Below are 16,006 nucleotides of genomic sequence, written 5' to 3' on the forward strand. Positions count from 1 at the left end.
GCTTTTTGAAAGAAAAAGCGTTCTCCAGTTTGAAAATTATGATTTGACATTTAAATTGCTATGTTTTTTCCCATATAAGAAGTAAACAACAGCTCCAGCAGCAATCCAAATGATAAATGAAATCCACGTAATTCCCGGTAAGCTTAGTGATAAATAAATACAAAATAGGGCGCTTAATAGAGGAACAACTGGAACGAATGGAACGCGAAAAGTAGACTTAACATCTGGAAATTTCTTGCGCAAAATGATAATAGCAATGGAAACAAGCGTAAATGCGGCAAGAGTTCCCATATTAACAAGATGGGCAAGCGTTGTTAAATCAAGAAAACCAGAAATTCCTGCGCCAATAAATCCTGTAATCCACGTATTTAAAAATGGCGTTTGACGTTTTTTATTTAAACGCGATAAAGGCTTCGGTAGAAGACCATCACGACTCATTACAAATGACAAACGAACTTGTGCATAAATAAGAGCTAAAATAACGGTAACCATTCCAATAACAGCGCCAACGGAAATAAAACCGGCAATCTTGTCTTGTCCAACAAAGGAAAGAGCAAATGAGACAGGAGCATCTACATTCAGCTTTGTGTATGGAACAATTCCTGTTAAGACGGCAGATACAGTAATATATAACACTGTACATACAACAAGAGATCCAATAATTCCAATTGGCATATCACGCTGTGGACGCTTTACTTCTTCAGATGCTGTTGCAATAGCATCAAATCCGAGGTAAGCAAAAAAGACAGTTGCAGCACTTGTGATGACTCCGCTAATCCCAAAAGGCATAAAAGGAGACCAGTTTTCAGGTTTAACATACCCAATTCCAGTCACAATAAAAGCTAAAATCACAACGATTTTTAAAATTACCATTACGTTGTTAAATCGAACGCTTTCTTTTACTCCATAGCTAACAAGGGCTGTAATTAAAAGAATGATGATCACAGCAGGTAAGTTTATAATCCCACCTTGCCCGCTTAAAGGAGCAGATCCAAGCGCTGTCGGAAAATGGAGACCAAAACCTGTTAGGAAAGATTGAAAATAAGAGGACCATCCTGTAGAAACAGCTGCCATTGCCAGTACATACTCGAGCATCAAATCCCATCCAATTAAGAAAGCGAAAAACTCGCCAAGCGTAGCATATGTATAGGTATATACGCTACCTGAGACAGGAACGGAAGAAGAAAACTCTGCGTAGCAGAAGGCAGCAAGAGCACAAGCGATTCCAGCAATAACAAAAGATAAAATGAGAGCAGGGCCAGCGCTTGTTGCTGCAACAACACCTGTAATCACAAAGATGCCTGTGCCAATCACACAACCAACACCAAGGAAGATAAGATCTAACACGCTAAGTGTTCTTTTTAAATCTTTTTGTGTGCTTTGAGCTAAAAGAGCTTCTATCGTTTTCTTCCGAAAGATACTATTCATAAATAAAAATCACCCTTTCTTCGATATGAAATTGTCTTTTTGAAACATGAATTGCTTTATGTAGTATATTGTCGTTTTGTATCAGCGTCAAGAGAAGGTTTTAGAACAGAGTATGAAGGGTTTTGGGCGGCAAAAAGAAACGATAAACAGATCTTAAATGAAAGAATCTTTTTTTATATAATTTTCTTGGATGTATTCTTTTTTATATATGAAAGAATCCGTTTTGAAAATCCACTAGACAGCTACAAATTTACATCTATTTTTCAACATTACCTAACATGGATGAATATATGCATTAAACGATTTCGGTAGGAAAAGAGAGAAAAGGTACTTTTTTTAAATTTGTAACAGATTTTATTTTTACACGAGCAAAAGAACTGAAAATGAATGTGGGGGAGAAAATCTCTATTTTAGAATAGGGAATTTGTCATATTTTTCATTAATAAATGCTTCTATATAATAGAACGACTGGTTGTTAAAAAGAAAATAGTTTCCAGTTTTAAAAAAACATAAAAATGCTTACAATCCACACTCTAAAAGAGGCGGGTTCTTTTTCTGGAATTTTCCGTTCCTAAGTCCTTTGTCCTTTTTTGATCTACATCACTTTATAAAGAATTCACTTTATGATAAAGTTAATAAAGTGAACAAAAAATAAAAAACAAAATCATTAGCTTAGGAGTGTGTAAAGCTATGAAGACCATTCATTCTTACTTAGTAGAAAGATCTATTGAAATACCAAACTTTGAAGGTTTAGTGGACCGAAAACACCGTTATACATTTAAACAATACAATGAAGAAGTAAACAGACTTGCTCATTATATGAAGGAAAAAGGGGTCCAAAAAGGAGACAGAGTCGCTCTGCTTCTTGAAAATACCTTATTTTATCCTGTAGCCCTTTTTGCATCATTTAAAGTAGGAGCTATTGCTATTCCAACAAACAGTGAGTCAACAACCTTAGAAATGGAAAATGTAATTGATTCTGCCAAAGCTACACTTGTGCTTTATGATGAGAAATTTGCAAATGTGATGGCCCCTCTTATTGAAGAAAAGGGGGATGTTATTTTTAAATCTGTAATGGCTCAAGATGAAAGCTTAGAAGGATTCCAACAATTTTTAAAAAGCTATTCAACGGATGAGCCAAATGTTGTGGTGAATCCAGAAGATCCAGCTCTTTTCTTATTCACATCAGGAACAACAGGAAAACCTAAAATTTGTGAAATTATTCATAAAACGTATACAAGCTATTTTGAAAGTGGCGATGTTTCAAAATGGAAAAATACAGGTGAAGGAGCTCGTTTTCTTGCGGTTCATCCACTTTTCCATATGAGTTCTCTTATCAGCGTATTTGGAGCCGTTTTTATGGGAATGACAGTTGTTTGCTCTATGAAATCTGAGCCAAAACAAATTTGGGAAGTCATTCAAGATCAAAAAATCAATTCAATGATGGCTTTCCCATATGTTTATAATCATATGATTGAAGAATATCATAAAGGAAATTATGATGCGTCATCTCTTAAACAGCTTCAAACAGGAGGAACAAAGGTACCATCCTCTTTATTTGATAAATATAAAGAAATTGATGTACCGCTTCTTTCTGGTTATGGAAGTACAGAAGCATTTGTGTTAACAAGATATGTACCAAGTATGGGACGAGAAAAAGCAGATTCTGCTGGTCTTCCGGTCGACGACATTGAGATTAAAATTGTTGATAAGGATACACATGAACCTCTAGAAAATGGAGAAGTTGGAGAAATTTTAATCAGAAGCCCTTATGTTTTCGAAGGCTACTGGGGAAATGAAGAAGCAACTGAAAAAGCATTTGAAGACGGCTGGTTCCTAATGGGAGACGCTGGGATGATTGATGAAGATGGTTTCTTATATATTATGGGACGCTATAAAGATGTTATTGTATATGGAGGCGAAAACATCTATCCAGATGGAGTTGAGGAAGTATTAACATCAATTAAAGGAGTTCGAGAAGCGGCCGTTGTTGGGATGAAAGATGAAACATTTGGTGAAGTACCAAAAGCTTTCATTGTTAAACAACCAGGTTCACCGCTTAGTGAAGAGGATGTTCTTTCTTATTGTAAAGGACGCTTGTCTGACTACAAAATTCCAGCAGTTGAGTTTGTAGAGAGCCTTCCGAAAAACCCTGTAGGGAAAGTATTGAAAAACGTACTGCGTGACCGCAAACAATATGCTTAACAAAAAAATCGAGCAGAAATGCTCGTTTTTTTGTTGACATAAGTGATTTATAGGTGTATATTAATATATTGCTGACTCTTTTTTAAGCAGTTTAATACATGTTTATTTCTCTTTTTAATAAGAGAAACGGAGCTTAAACACACTATTAAATATTCGAGGGTAAATAAATCGTATGACTACGTTAAATATAACTGGAACATTATATCTAAAAAGTGAGAAGAAACAAAGCTATAAGAAATTTTTTTCTAATAGCGAGAATATGAACATCTCACATGCGACGAGTAATTTAATTCCGACTAAAAAGAAACTCAAGACTTTGTTCGTAGCAGGCACGGCCTAGGAGCCGTAAGCATGAAAGAGAGGTAGGGCTTTCATTGTTTCTAGTTTTGGGAAGTTACTCTCGATCATAAGTTGAATCAAAAGAAAATTCACCGCATATAATAAAGGGTTAGTATCCACAATTTTCTTTGTGAAATCTTTCTTTAATACATTTTAATGGCTTAACTTCGCCTTTTTTGGAAAGGCTATGAAAAGGAAATGAATCCATTTCAAGACCAAGGAGTGAGCGCATGTATAATAAAAAGGAAGTCCCTGAAATTGTGACAGCAGAAACGAAAGTTTGGAACTGTGTTTCCGAAGATTGTAACTGCTGGGTGCGAGATAATTTTAAAAGCAGTGAGACGCCGACATGCCCGCTTTGTGAAAGTGAAATGAAGTCGGGAGTAGAAATTCTTCAAGTTGTCGATAATCCAACACTTTCATAATAAAAAACCAGCGAAATTGGCTGGTTTTTTATTGTTTCAGATAAAAGAGCAACTTTCTACCAAATATTAACGTCTATTTTGAAAATATGGTAAAAAGGTTGGTCAATTATGATATTAGTCCTTATCATGGTTTTAACAGGAGTTATTCACTTTGTAGAAACATCGTGCTACAGCATTCGATTTGGAGGAGTGAAGTTAAAGAAAATTGCCGTATCTCTTTCCATTGCAAGTGCTGTTTTACTTATCGCAAGAACATCGAATTTGTCTCAGTCTATGCTTTTAGGGAATATGGTAGATAGCGTTGATGAAGGCATGGAAGGAAGTATTGTTCTTTCCTTTCGTCTTATTTTATTGAGTGCTTCAATCGGAACGCTCATTAGTATAGTTGCTTATCCAACAATGGCAAAACTTTCTCCTCTACTTATTAAGCGTTTTGAGATAGAAGGATCACTAATGAATTTAATGACGCTCACAAATATTAAAAAATTACGTTATGTTCCTTCGTACATAAGAAAGCCAAGAATAACAGTCATGCAAAAACTTCGCATTGGAGGGATTCCGAAGCGAATGATGCTCACAAACATTTTCGTAACCTCTGTTTATACAACTGGAGTTCTTTCAGCTTTGTATGCTTCAATTCTCGATCCTGCTCATAGTGCAACATCTATTATGTCAGCTGGAATTATTAACGGAGTAGCCACGATTTTATTTACGCTATTTCTTGATCCACACATAGCACTTTTGACAGAGCGTGCGCTCATTGAGGACACAGGGTCTTCTGCAATGACAAGAACATATATCTTTCTTATGATTTCACGTTTAATAGGGACGATAATGTCTCAAATCTTCTTTCTTCCAGCAGCTGTTCTTATTACCTATATAAGTAAGCTTATTGGCGTCTTATAGTTTTGGAAGATAGCTTCTACTTTTTACAAAAGAGCAATGGACAAGTTGCTCTTTTTGTAAAAAAACGACAGAAAAAATATTTATTTGTCAAAAAGCTATTGACAAATGAGGAAAAGATAATTTTTTTATGATTTTTAAAAGTTTCTTGGATTTACCAAGGTAGTTTCCTCATCTATCCCACGAATGACAAGTGTTACAGCGTGTTCTAAAATCCTTTTTGTATGCGTTTTCAAAACGCTAAAAGGCTTGTCTTACAGGCGTTTCAACCTTGACATAGAATATGACCATGTTACGATTAATTACGTTGTTGGCACAAAAAACAGCAGTACATTTTAAAGGAGAGGATATTTTGATTAGTAATCAAAAAGTTGCTTTTTTAGGAGCTGGTTCAATGGCAGAAGCAATGATTTCTGGCATTGTAGAAGCAGAGTTAATTCCTGCTGAACAAATTATTGCGACAAATAAAAGCAATGAAGAGAGATTACAACAGCTGAGAAATAAATATGGAATTCGTGCAATGAAACGTGAAGAATTGGATTTTAGCTCGGTAGATTTTTTCATCTTAGCAATGAAACCAAAAGATATCGATGAGGCTCTTTCATCTATTAAAGATAAAGTAACAAAAGAGCAGGTTATCTTATCTGTATTAGCGGGTATACCAACTTCATATATGGAAGAAAATTTAAATGAAGACCAACAAGTTATTCGCGTTATGCCAAATACATCGAGCATGTTAAGAGAATCGGCAACAGCACTTTCACCAGGAAAGCACACATCGATGGATAAAGTAATATTAGCGAAAAAGCTTCTAGCTTGCATTGGTGAAGTTTACGTAATTGAAGAAGATAAAATGGACATCTTTACAGGAATTGCTGGAAGTGGTCCTGCGTACTTCTATTATTTGATGGAACATATTGAAAAAACAGCGAAAGAAGCCGGTCTTGATGAAGAAACAGCACGTCAAATTGGTTCTCAAACAATTCTTGGTGCAGCAAAAATGATGATGGAGCAAGATGATACACCTGCTGATTTACGCAAGAAAGTAACGTCACCAAACGGCACGACAGCAGCTGGACTTGCAGCGCTTGAAAAACACGGAGGCGGAGAAGCGATTTCAGAAGCCATTAAAGGTGCGGCACAGCGTTCAGAAGAAATCAGTGCTAATTTAAATAAAAAAATAGTCACTCAGTAAACGTAAATTAAAAATATAAATTGAAACTAGCTATAAAACAGGAGTGAGATGATGTCATTAGACACCGTAAAACGGGTTGTCATAAAAATTGGAAGCAGTTCACTAACAAGTAGACATGGAGAAATAAGTAGAAGAAAATTAGAAAAGTTAGTTGACCAAGTTGTGCAATTAAAAGATCAGGGACATGAAATATTGCTTGTTTCATCTGGAGCAGTTGCGGCGGGTTATCGCAAGCTCGGATGTCTTGAACGTCCAAGTTCTTTACCTGAAAAACAAGCAGCCGCATCAATAGGGCAAGGATTATTGATGGAAGCTTATTCAGAGCTTTTTCTATCACACGGTTATGTTACGTCACAAATTTTAATTACGAGAAACGATTTCTCAGACGAAACTCGCTATAATAACGTGCGTAACACAACAAGTATCTTGCTTGAACGCGGAATTGTACCAATCGTAAACGAAAACGATACGGTAACAGTTGATCGCTTAAAATTCGGTGACAACGATACGCTATCAGCTAAAGTAGCCGGTCTTGTTAATGCAGATTTACTCATCATTCTTTCCGATATTGACGGACTTTATGACGACAATCCACATAACAACCAAGATGCTAAGCTGTTACGCACCGTTGACAAAATCACACCAGAAATTGAAGCAGCTGCTGGTGGTTCAGGTAGCAGTGTTGGAACCGGAGGTATGAAATCTAAAATTGAGGCAGTTAAGATTGCAAATGCTTCCGGTATTCCAACTTTCCTTGGTAAGGCAGGAGTTTCAAATATTTTGGACGATGCTGTCCAAAATAAAGCAAAAGGAACGTATTTTACATGTGCAGAAGGAGCGCTAAACTTAAATCATAAGGAACAATGGATTGCTTTTAATTCAGGTCCTGAAGGAGAAATTACCGTTGATGAACAAGGGAAGAAAGAGATTTTGGAAAACTCTGAAAGTTTACTTCCTACACATGTTTATAGCGTTGAAGGTACATTTCAAAGCAAAAGCGTTGTACGTATTACTGATTTGAATGGAGAAGCAATTGGCCTTGGCATTGTAAATTACTCTTCTGAAGATTTAACGCTTTGCCGAGATCTTGAAGCTCTTGAAGCAAAAGAAGCGGCCGTAAAGTTTGAAGACTTAGTTTGTCATAAAGAAGTAATAACGCCAATTAAAATATAGCTTAGCTGTAAATATAGTTCGATTATTCTATGAAATAAAAAACTAGGAGGCATTACTTTACACATGACGTTAACAAAAGAAGTATCAAACGTAAAAGAACAAGGGAAAAAAGCAAAAAAGGCAGCAAAAACGCTTTGTTTGTTGACAACAGATGAAAAGAACAGAGCATTGCTAACATTAGCTCAACATCTTGAAGAAAATTATGAAAAGATTTTAGAGGCAAATGAGCGTGACTTACAGAAAGGACGCGAGCAAAACTTTGAGGAAGCTTTTATGGATCGTTTAGCTCTTTCAAAAGAAAGAGTTCATGAGTTTGCGGAGGGACTTAGAAATGTTGCCAAGCTCGACGATCCTGTTGGAGAAGAACTTTCAAGCTGGACACTTGATAACGATCTTGGTGTTAAAACAGTTCGTGTACCGCTTGGGGTTATTGGGATGATTTATGAAGCAAGACCAAACGTAACGGTTGATGCAACAGGTCTTGCTTTAAAATCAGGAAATGCCATTATTTTAAAAGGGGGCTCATCAGCTCTTCATTCGAATGGAGCTATCGTAGATGTGATTCATGAGGCTCTAGATCAAACAAAAATTCCAAGCGATGCTGTACAATTTATTTCAACAGCAAACCGAGAAGCAACGAGCGAACTTTTTACAATGAAAGATGAAATTGATGTGCTTATTCCACGTGGAGGAGCTTCACTTATTAATACTGTTGTGAACAATGCAAGCGTTCCGGTACTAGAGACAGGAGTAGGAAATTGTCATCTTTACGTTGATCGTGATGCGGAAGTGGAAAAAGCTTTAAATATTATCATTAATGCTAAAACAGATCGTCCTGCTGTATGTAACGCAGCAGAAACGCTCATCCTCCATGAAGAATGGTTGCAAAATTATCAAAAAGAGCTGAAAAAAGCTCTTTCTGACGCAGGAATTACTGTTCATGGAGATGACAAAGCGCTTGCTGTTTTTAACGATGGATATAAAGCAGAAGAGAAAGACTGGAAAGAAGAATATTTAAGTTTAGATCTTGCTATTAAAGTCGTAAGTAACATCGATGAAGCAATTGAGCATATTGAAAAATACGGTACAAAACATTCGGAAGCGATTATTACTGAAAATGCAGAAGCAGCGAACAAATTTACAACACTCGTAGATGCTGCAGCTCTTTATCACAATGCTTCCACAAGATTCACAGACGGTGGAGCGCTCGGATTTGGAGCAGAAATTGGGATTTCGACGCAAAAGTTACATGCGCGCGGTCCAATGGGTCTTCCAGCTCTTACAACCGTAAAATATGTGATGAACGGTACAGGACAAATTCGTTAATATTAATAAAGGAAAACCACCCTCCCAGATAGGGTGGTTTTTCTTATATTTTAAAATGTGTAACAAGTTTTTGAAGATTTATCGCTACTTTTGAAAGAGAATGAGCAGAAGCATTAATTTCATCCATTGAAGCGAGCTGTTCCTCTGTTAGAGCTGCCACACTTTGAACATGATCAGCATTTTCCTTTGCAACCTCTGTGATGGAGGAAGCCGTTGCCGTTACTTCCTGCGTATGAGAAGTCATATGTTCTGTAATAGAGACAGAGTTTGTGATCGTTTGCTCAAGCTTTGTTGTGAAAGACGTAATTTCTTGGAATGTATCTTCTGTTTTTCTAACAAGCGTTAATCCATTTTGGACATCTTCTTTTACATGATGAATGGATTGAGCGGTAGCCATAATTTCTTTTTGAATTTCTTTAATAAAATTTGAAATTTGAGTAGCAGACTGCTGAGATTGTTCGGCTAATTTGCGAACCTCCTCAGCAAGAACTGCAAAGCCTTTACCATGCTCTCCAGTTCTTGCCGCTTCAATAGAAGCATTTAAAGCAAGCAGGTTCGTTTGGCTCGCAACCTCTGTAATAAAGGCGGAAATTTCGTCAATCTCTTTTGATCGTCTATTTAAAAGCTGAATAGCCTGTTTGCTTTGTAAAACCGATTCTTCAATTGTCTTCATTTGAAAGGAAGAAGACTCAATTAGATTGCGTCCCTCTGAAGCCAGTTCGTTTGTTAGTTTTCCTTTCGTTGCCATTATTTTAGAACCCTCTGCAATTTCCTGAATTCCTACTGTGACGTTTTCAAGAACTTGTTCACTTTCCATCATGCTCGCCATTTGGTTTTCAGAAGCATGAGCAACAAGTTGAATGGATTCAGTAATTTTAATAGTTGCTTCATTTGCTTCCTGTGCTCCGTTTTTCAGCTGTTCAGAAGAGGAAGCGACTTGCTCAGACGTGTGCGAAATCTTTCTAATCATCGTATGTAAATTTTCTTTCATTTTATTAAAACTGTCAGCTCATCATGGGTTGTATCTTGTAATTCTACTGTTAAATCTCCATCTCCAGCTTTTTCAAAAGCAGCAGAAAGTTTATTAAGACGCTTTTTCATTTTAGTAGTAAAAAGGTAAGTGGCAATCCCTGATAAGATTAAAATAATGAGAACAGTACATGTGAAAAGAAGAAAACATGATCGAGTTGTTTCTTTGATCATATCTTGATTTGCTCCAACGTAAAAAATACCAATAATATTTCCATTCTTAGCTCGAATAGGCATATATGCGGTTTGATAAGGAACGCCAACAATGTCTGTTTCTCCATAAAAACGTCTTTTGTCTTCGAAAATCGTTTTCGCTACTTTAGGATCAAGCTTCGTCCCAATCGCCCGCTTTCCGTTAATCATAACGTTAGATGTAACAGGAACCTCTTTTTCAAAAATCGTCACAGTATCTCCCGTTAGATTTCCAATTTGATCGACAATATCGTAATTTCCATTCATACGAGTTTTTCCTTTATATAACCCATCTTTTTTAGGGTCCATTCACCTTTATAACGACTGTTTAAATAAGAATAGCTAATTTTTAAATCTGCTTGGGTTTTTTGTGTAGCAATTTCTTTTATATCATCTTTCGTCCCCAGCTTTAACTTTAACACTGTAAAAACCCCTTTTCTCTTTTTTTCTTTTATCGTACAAAAGTATGTAATTTTAAAGAGTGTTATAGGGGGTATATTTTTTAAAAAAACAAGGTTATTTATTCCTGTTTTAGAGAAGTAATATATATATATATTTATTTATAACCAATCTTTTCCTTGCTTGTTGCATGAAGTATTTTTAAGCGTTACAATAGATGTCAAGGCAAAATGAAAAGGAGAGATTATTTGTTATCTCTTTCAATGATTAACAAACAGTATGAAGAAGTGCTTCTTTTAAAAACAACACATGCTATCAAGTTTTTAAAACTATCACATTTGCTCACATACATGAGAAAAAAGTACTTTGTTCCACCAATCGAGAATGTGAAGTGGGAAGCGGAAAATCGAAAAGTAATCGCGCTTTACCGGAAGATTATTATAAGTCGCAACAGTTATAAATCGCAAAAGCTTATGGCTTATTCTTAAGTCATAAGCTCTTTCTATGAAAAGAGAGAAAAGTGTGTAGAATAAAGAGGAGAAAGGGAGAGAAAAGGAAAAATTGTGAAGGATTTTAAAACGTTCAAGGCTATTTGTTGACACTTGTCTTTTTATTCAATACGATATTTGAGAAGTACATTATTTCAAAGGAGTTACAGGAATGAAACCCACACAGAGTCAAAAAAATTATACTGGGATTGTTGTGATGCTGACAATCGTCATTAACGGACTTATTGCTCTTCTTTTCTTTATGCCAAAGCTTGAGCAGTTCAGTCATCTCGATGTTACCTTCTTACCATTGTTAAATGCTGTATTAAATAGTTTTACATTTATCTTTTTGCTTTCAGCTCTTATTATGATTAAGCAGCGAAACATTACCGCGCACAAACGCTTTATTTTTGCGGCCTTTACAACAACGTTTTTGTTCTTAATTTCATATGTTACGTATCACGCTATTGCTCCAAACACGCACTTCCCAGCAGAAGGATTTATCAAGTACGTCTATTTCTTTATTCTTATTACTCATATTACGCTTTCAGCTGCTATTGTCCCACTTGCTCTTATTACACTTCTACGTGGATTGAGCAGACAAGATGAGCGTCATAAAAAAATTGCAAGATGGACAATGCCACTTTGGCTTTATGTAAGTCTTACAGGGGTTATTGTATATTTAATGATTTCTCCTTATTATTAAGATGAAAACACGAAAAACGAAAGTTTTTCGTGTTTTTTTATCTTCCTTTAAGGATATGGTAAAGGAAGTAACGCATAAACTAAGAAGCAGTATTCTTTTTTTCTTTTCCAAAAAAACGTAAAATAGAAGAATACATACATAAGGAGAGTGTTGTTATGGTAGAAACAAAAAGCATTCCAGAAAGCGAGAAATGGAAAAAAGAACATATTTTTTCTTCTGAAGAAGCATGGAAGAAGAGCTATGAAGAAGTTTCCACTCGTATTGATGATATCAAACACTATCAAGGAAATATTGCAAATGCAAAAGAACTTTTAACATACTTAACAAAAGGAGAAGAAATCTCTCAAAAATATAGCAAGCTTTATGTTTATGCAATGCTTTCTCATGATGAAGATACAAGAGTTGCCGAGTCACAAGCAAGGCTTTCAAAAGTGCAGCAGCTTGGCGTAAAATTAAGCAGCGCTACGTCTTTTTTTACACCTTTTCTTCTTAGTTTAGATGAGCAAACACTTTCTACTTATATTAAGCAAGAAGAGGGACTTCAATATTTTGAAGAAGATTTATTTGATACGTATCGATATAAAGAACATGTGTTATCTGCAGAGCAAGAGGCGCTCCTTTCTGAAATGGGGGAGGCACTGCAAGCTCCTCGCAATACGTATGGGATGATTAATAATGCAGACATTACGTTCGGGTATATTACAAATGATCAAGGAGAGAAAGAGCGCCTAACACGTGGAAAATATGCATTATTAAGCAAAAGTTCCGATCGAGAAAAAAGAAAAGAAGCGTATGAAGCTTATTATGAACCATACATAGGTCTTCATAATACAATTGGTTCAACACTTTCAGCTGCGGTGAAAAACAACGTCAAATTGACAAAGTTAAGAAACTATCCATCTGCTTTAGAAAAAGCGCTCTTTGGCGACAAAGTACCAAAAGAAGTATATGAGACGCTCATTCAAGCAGCACATGAAGGCAAAGAAGCCTTGCATGCTTACACAAAAGAGCGGAAAAAGATTTTGAATGTAAACGAGCTTCGCCCGTATGATTTAGGGGTGCCACTTGTAGAAGGAGTAAAGTACGATATCTCATATGACGAAGCATACGAAATGATGTTAAAAGCGTTAAGTCCGCTTGGAGAAGACTATGTAAGTCAATTAAAAGAAATGAAGGCTACAGGTGTTATTGACGTTCATGAAACACCAGGGAAACGTTCTGGAGCTTACAATATTGGAGTATATGGAGTGCATCCTTATGTTCTTCTAAACCACCGCAATGACTTAGATAGTTTATTTACATTAACGCATGAAATGGGTCATGCTATGCACAGCTATTATTCAAATAAACATCAGCCACATATAACGGCAGGATATTCTATTTTTGTAGCGGAAGTAGCTTCAACTGTGAATGAAGTCTTGCTTATGCATCACCTTATTGATCATGAAAAAGATGATAAGAAGCGACGTTACTTACTTCATCATTTTATTGATCAGTTTAAAGGAACATTTTTTACTCAAGTTATGTTTGCTGAATTTGAGAAAATTGTGCACGAGAAAGCAGAAAAAGAAGAACCTCTTAATGCTTCAGCTTTTAATGAAGTATATGAAGAACTTTTTGGAAGCTACCACGGAGAAAGTTTGGAGCTTGGAGATGAAGTGAAATACGGATGGAGCCGTATTCCTCACTTTTACCGTCCATTCTATGTTTACAAGTATGCAACAGGCTACGCATCAGCCATTCATATTGCAGACCGTCTTCTTAAAGGCGATGAAGAAACGAAAAACAACTACCTAGAATTTTTAAAAAGTGGAAGCTCTGATTATCCGCTTAACTTGCTAAAAAGAACAGGAGTTGATTTAGAAGAGGGAGAGCCAATTCGCAATGCGCTAAATGTATTTAGCGGTCTTGTAAAAGAGTTCTCAAAAGAATAAAAAACAGAGGTCTGTAGACCTCTGTTTTTTTGAGCGAAGAATTAGTGGTGAAGAAAAAGCGGAGGTTGTAGGGGGTAGAACATATAGCAGAAAGAAAGAGAGGAATATATTTTCCTCTCTTTCTTTCATGAGCAAAAGAGACGGTGTTTATACGTGTTTGTTATGTAAAATATGTATACGAGCTACTACCAAGTGCTTTTTTCAGATTTATAGCCGTAGCACCCACGTCGAATCCGCATAATATTTGGATCAATTTCTTGCAACTTTTTATAAAAGTAAGCAAATTGTGAAATTTTATATCCTGTTTCTTGTTCAACATGTGCTGTAATTTCTTTAGCTAAAAATACTTTTTCAGGGTTGTTCTTTAATAGTTGTGTAGCCTCGTAATAAGCCTCCATTTTTTTATGAGAGGTTCTGTTAATGGTTACGTGTGAAGGCACAAAATGGCGACCTTCAATGTAGTCTAAATCTTTTAGTCTCTTTTTTAATGCGTTTCGCTCTTCTTGAATTTCTTCCAACACATTTTGCTCATACTGGTTTAGCTTTTCAAGTTTTTTTAACAATATAGTCCTTTCGCGAGTCATGTTAAAATCCCTCCGTTTCATCATTGTAACATTTATGAGAAAAATTGTGTATAAAATAAATGTATTTTATGTACAATTTCATAACAGAGAATTTGAAGGAGAGCCTTCTTATATAAAAAAGCAAGAACGCTCTCTTTTTATGAGAAAGCGTTCTTGCTTTTATTGAGTATTATCAACAAAAAGTTAAAAAGTAAGTTGAATAATAAAGTATAAAAGAGATGGACACAATAAGCAGCCTAGTCCTGTATAAAATGTAGCAGTCATTGCTCCATAAGGAACAAGTTTTGGATCTGTTGCTGCAAGCCCTGCTGCTGTACCACTTGTTGTTCCCATAAGTCCACCAAAAATCATCGCAGAACGAGGGTTATCAAGTCCGATAAATTTAGCCGCAAATGGAGTGAAAATCATTGTGAGCATAGATTTTATAAGTCCTGCTGCAATGCTGAGTGTAATAACTTCAGAGCTTGCTCCAAGTGCTGATCCTGTTACAGGACCAACGATATAAGTAGCTGTTCCAGCGCCAATTGTTGTAATGTCTACAGGGCTTGAATAGCCAAATGAAAGAGCAACAATGACACCAATAAAGAAGGAAAGGAAAATGCCAATAAATAAAGAAATGAACCCAATAACACCCGCGCTTTTAACTTGATTAAAATTCACACCAAAAGCTGTTGAAATAATAGCAAGATCGCGCAGCATGCCACCACCCATTATGCCAATCCCAGCGAAAATACTTATATCAGCAAGTCCCTTTTCTCCTCCTGTTACGGTTCCTCCATAATAAGCAAGAAGAAGACCAATCATAATGGCGATAGCAGAGCCGTGAAGTTTCCCACGTGTGAGCTTTGTGGATATGAAGTAAGAGAAGTACATTGTAAAGCCAATGAGGGCGAAAGCTGTCACAAGGTTGTTTTCAATTAATACATTTTTAATGGTTTCCATCCATAATTCAGCTCCTTATCTTAGGACATCCCTATTTGGAAACGCTTTCTTTTTTAGGTTTATTACTTTTACTTAGGATTGGAACGGTGGCAAAACTAATCAAAACAGCGAGCACTCCTGCTAAAACAGCCAATGGACCTCCTTTAATAGCTGCTACAACATTTTGCTGAGCTGCCATTGCTACCACAATAGGAATATAAATAGCACTCCAAAATGCGATCCCATCTTGAGAGGGCTTTTTCAACCTTCCTTTTTTTGATAGTAAGTTAACCGCAACAATTAAAAATATCATAGAAAGCCCGACTCCACCAATGTTAGAATCAATTCCGATAAGAGTTCCAATAAGCTCTCCGGCTGAAACACCAATAAGCATACTAACTGCAAGAATAGCAACACCGTAAATGACCATTTTTCTCCCCCTTGTTATCAATATGAAAGCGCTTTTAAAAAGTTTGGTAAAAGAAGCAACTTCTCAATTTGTGATATGACATTGTAAGAGAAAACACATAACTATAAATTAATTGAAAATTAAGTTAATTTCAAGGGGATTGAGAAAAATATTTTAATTATAGTTCAACAGAGGATGTCCTAAGAGAAGATAAAATATCTTTTATAATGGGATATTTGGAGCATGAAAGGGTTTTAAAAAGCTTTGCTTAATTATGTAACACCTTCTTTATTTATGTAAAGAAGAATGTTATCATGTTAAAAACCTGCCATAATGGGCAGATGCTTAAC

The 16,006-nt window shown here is 36.0% G+C and carries 16 protein-coding genes; 9 read left to right on the forward strand and 7 right to left on the reverse strand.

The genetic code is table 11. The annotated features are described in order from the left end of the window. Window positions 1-36 precede the first annotated feature (36 nt). The gene (locus MOC86_RS21590) at window positions 37-1,428 is read right to left on the reverse strand and encodes an amino acid permease (RefSeq protein WP_268586040.1); all 1,392 of its coding nucleotides are present in this window, start codon (window positions 1,426-1,428) and stop codon (window positions 37-39) included. A 690-nt stretch (window positions 1,429-2,118) separates the two neighbouring features. On the opposite strand from MOC86_RS21590, the gene MOC86_RS21595 reads away from it, so the two are divergent. The 6 genes from MOC86_RS21595 (at window position 2,119) to MOC86_RS21620 (ending at window position 8,994) form a co-directional block, all read left to right on the forward strand. Further along, window positions 2,119-3,633 (forward strand): class I adenylate-forming enzyme family protein, encoded by a 1,515-nt coding sequence (locus tag MOC86_RS21595; RefSeq protein ID WP_268586041.1) that lies wholly within the window; start codon window positions 2,119-2,121, stop codon window positions 3,631-3,633. Window positions 3,634-4,202: 569 nt separating this feature from the next. Beyond that, on the forward strand, window positions 4,203-4,397 hold the full coding sequence (locus MOC86_RS21600; RefSeq protein ID WP_019392658.1) for a cold-shock protein: 195 nt from the start codon (window positions 4,203-4,205) through the stop codon (window positions 4,395-4,397). Window positions 4,398-4,505: 108 nt separating this feature from the next. Further along, the gene (locus MOC86_RS21605; protein WP_268586043.1) at window positions 4,506-5,303 is read left to right on the forward strand and encodes a lipid II flippase family protein; all 798 of its coding nucleotides are present in this window, start codon (window positions 4,506-4,508) and stop codon (window positions 5,301-5,303) included. Window positions 5,304-5,652: 349 nt separating this feature from the next. After that, window positions 5,653-6,495 carry a pyrroline-5-carboxylate reductase gene (proC, locus tag MOC86_RS21610; RefSeq protein WP_019392660.1) on the forward strand — a complete coding sequence of 281 codons (843 nt, stop codon included), beginning with the start codon at window positions 5,653-5,655 and terminating at the stop codon, window positions 6,493-6,495. A 48-nt stretch (window positions 6,496-6,543) separates the two neighbouring features. Beyond that, on the forward strand, window positions 6,544-7,668 hold the full coding sequence (gene proB / locus MOC86_RS21615; protein WP_419146667.1) for a glutamate 5-kinase: 1,125 nt from the start codon (window positions 6,544-6,546) through the stop codon (window positions 7,666-7,668). Window positions 7,669-7,731: 63 nt separating this feature from the next. After that, entirely contained in the window at window positions 7,732-8,994 is a 1,263-nt protein-coding gene (locus tag MOC86_RS21620) for a glutamate-5-semialdehyde dehydrogenase (protein ID WP_268586045.1), read from the forward strand. A gap of 43 nt (window positions 8,995-9,037) precedes the next feature. On the opposite strand, the gene MOC86_RS21625 is transcribed toward MOC86_RS21620, so the two are convergent. The 3 genes from MOC86_RS21625 to MOC86_RS21635 are packed head-to-tail and all read right to left on the reverse strand — an operon-like array spanning window position 9,038 to window position 10,637. Then, window positions 9,038-9,985, reverse strand: coding sequence for a methyl-accepting chemotaxis protein (locus tag MOC86_RS21625; RefSeq protein ID WP_268586046.1), 948 nt, complete (start codon window positions 9,983-9,985; stop codon window positions 9,038-9,040). Continuing rightward, window positions 9,982-10,482, reverse strand: a complete 501-nt coding sequence (locus tag MOC86_RS21630) for a cache domain-containing protein (RefSeq protein ID WP_268586048.1) — start codon at window positions 10,480-10,482, stop codon at window positions 9,982-9,984. The genes MOC86_RS21625 and MOC86_RS21630 overlap by 4 nt, the downstream gene beginning before the upstream one ends. Beyond that, window positions 10,479-10,637 (reverse strand): hypothetical protein, encoded by a 159-nt coding sequence (locus MOC86_RS21635; protein WP_268586049.1) that lies wholly within the window; start codon window positions 10,635-10,637, stop codon window positions 10,479-10,481. Before MOC86_RS21635 ends, MOC86_RS21630 begins: the two co-directional genes overlap by 4 nt. 225 nt (window positions 10,638-10,862) lie before the next feature. Between MOC86_RS21635 and MOC86_RS21640 the strand changes: the two genes are divergently transcribed. The 3 genes from MOC86_RS21640 (at window position 10,863) to pepF (ending at window position 13,742) form a co-directional block, all read left to right on the forward strand. Next, on the forward strand, window positions 10,863-11,102 hold the full coding sequence (locus MOC86_RS21640) for a hypothetical protein (protein ID WP_268586051.1): 240 nt from the start codon (window positions 10,863-10,865) through the stop codon (window positions 11,100-11,102). Window positions 11,103-11,274: 172 nt separating this feature from the next. Beyond that, window positions 11,275-11,808, forward strand: a complete 534-nt coding sequence (locus MOC86_RS21645; protein ID WP_268586054.1) for a DUF420 domain-containing protein — start codon at window positions 11,275-11,277, stop codon at window positions 11,806-11,808. A gap of 155 nt (window positions 11,809-11,963) precedes the next feature. Then, complete coding sequence (gene pepF / locus MOC86_RS21650; protein WP_268586056.1) at window positions 11,964-13,742, forward strand: oligoendopeptidase F; 1,779 nt, start codon at window positions 11,964-11,966, stop codon at window positions 13,740-13,742. Between the two features lie 185 nt (window positions 13,743-13,927). Here the strand turns inward: pepF and MOC86_RS21655 are convergent, their stop codons facing one another. The 3 genes from MOC86_RS21655 to madL form a co-directional block, all read right to left on the reverse strand. Next, window positions 13,928-14,326 carry a hypothetical protein gene (locus MOC86_RS21655; RefSeq protein ID WP_019392667.1) on the reverse strand — a complete coding sequence of 133 codons (399 nt, stop codon included), beginning with the start codon at window positions 14,324-14,326 and terminating at the stop codon, window positions 13,928-13,930. Window positions 14,327-14,509: 183 nt separating this feature from the next. After that, window positions 14,510-15,268: a malonate transporter subunit MadM gene (madM, locus tag MOC86_RS21660; protein WP_268586058.1), complete on the reverse strand. Its 759-nt coding sequence runs from the start codon at window positions 15,266-15,268 to the stop codon at window positions 14,510-14,512. A gap of 31 nt (window positions 15,269-15,299) precedes the next feature. Then, entirely contained in the window at window positions 15,300-15,677 is a 378-nt protein-coding gene (gene madL, locus MOC86_RS21665) for a malonate transporter subunit MadL (protein ID WP_268586060.1), read from the reverse strand. Window positions 15,678-16,006: the final 329 nt, after the last annotated feature.

Origin of the sequence: Priestia endophytica (genome assembly GCF_026790145.1) — a bacterium.
Lineage (GTDB): Bacteria > Bacillota > Bacilli > Bacillales > Bacillaceae_H > Bacillus_I > Bacillus_I endophytica_A.

Excerpts from the sequence above, each read along its gene's own strand:
- MOC86_RS21590 (WP_268586040.1), bottom strand. The coding sequence starts at position 1,428 with ATGAATAGTATCTTTCGGAAGAAAACGATAGAAGCTCTTTTAGCTCAA.
- MOC86_RS21595 (WP_268586041.1), top strand. The coding sequence starts at position 2,119 with ATGAAGACCATTCATTCTTACTTAGTAGAAAGATCTATTGAAATACCA.
- MOC86_RS21600 (WP_019392658.1), top strand. The coding sequence starts at position 4,203 with ATGTATAATAAAAAGGAAGTCCCTGAAATTGTGACAGCAGAAACGAAA.
- MOC86_RS21605 (WP_268586043.1), top strand. The coding sequence starts at position 4,506 with ATGATATTAGTCCTTATCATGGTTTTAACAGGAGTTATTCACTTTGTA.
- proB (WP_419146667.1), top strand. The coding sequence starts at position 6,544 with ATGATGTCATTAGACACCGTAAAACGGGTTGTCATAAAAATTGGAAGC.
- MOC86_RS21620 (WP_268586045.1), top strand. The coding sequence starts at position 7,732 with ATGACGTTAACAAAAGAAGTATCAAACGTAAAAGAACAAGGGAAAAAA.
- MOC86_RS21625 (WP_268586046.1), bottom strand. The coding sequence starts at position 9,985 with ATGAAAGAAAATTTACATACGATGATTAGAAAGATTTCGCACACGTCT.
- MOC86_RS21630 (WP_268586048.1), bottom strand. The coding sequence starts at position 10,482 with ATGAATGGAAATTACGATATTGTCGATCAAATTGGAAATCTAACGGGA.
- MOC86_RS21645 (WP_268586054.1), top strand. The coding sequence starts at position 11,275 with ATGAAACCCACACAGAGTCAAAAAAATTATACTGGGATTGTTGTGATG.
- pepF (WP_268586056.1), top strand. The coding sequence starts at position 11,964 with ATGGTAGAAACAAAAAGCATTCCAGAAAGCGAGAAATGGAAAAAAGAA.
- MOC86_RS21655 (WP_019392667.1), bottom strand. The coding sequence starts at position 14,326 with ATGACTCGCGAAAGGACTATATTGTTAAAAAAACTTGAAAAGCTAAAC.
- madM (WP_268586058.1), bottom strand. The coding sequence starts at position 15,268 with ATGGAAACCATTAAAAATGTATTAATTGAAAACAACCTTGTGACAGCT.
- madL (WP_268586060.1), bottom strand. The coding sequence starts at position 15,677 with ATGGTCATTTACGGTGTTGCTATTCTTGCAGTTAGTATGCTTATTGGT.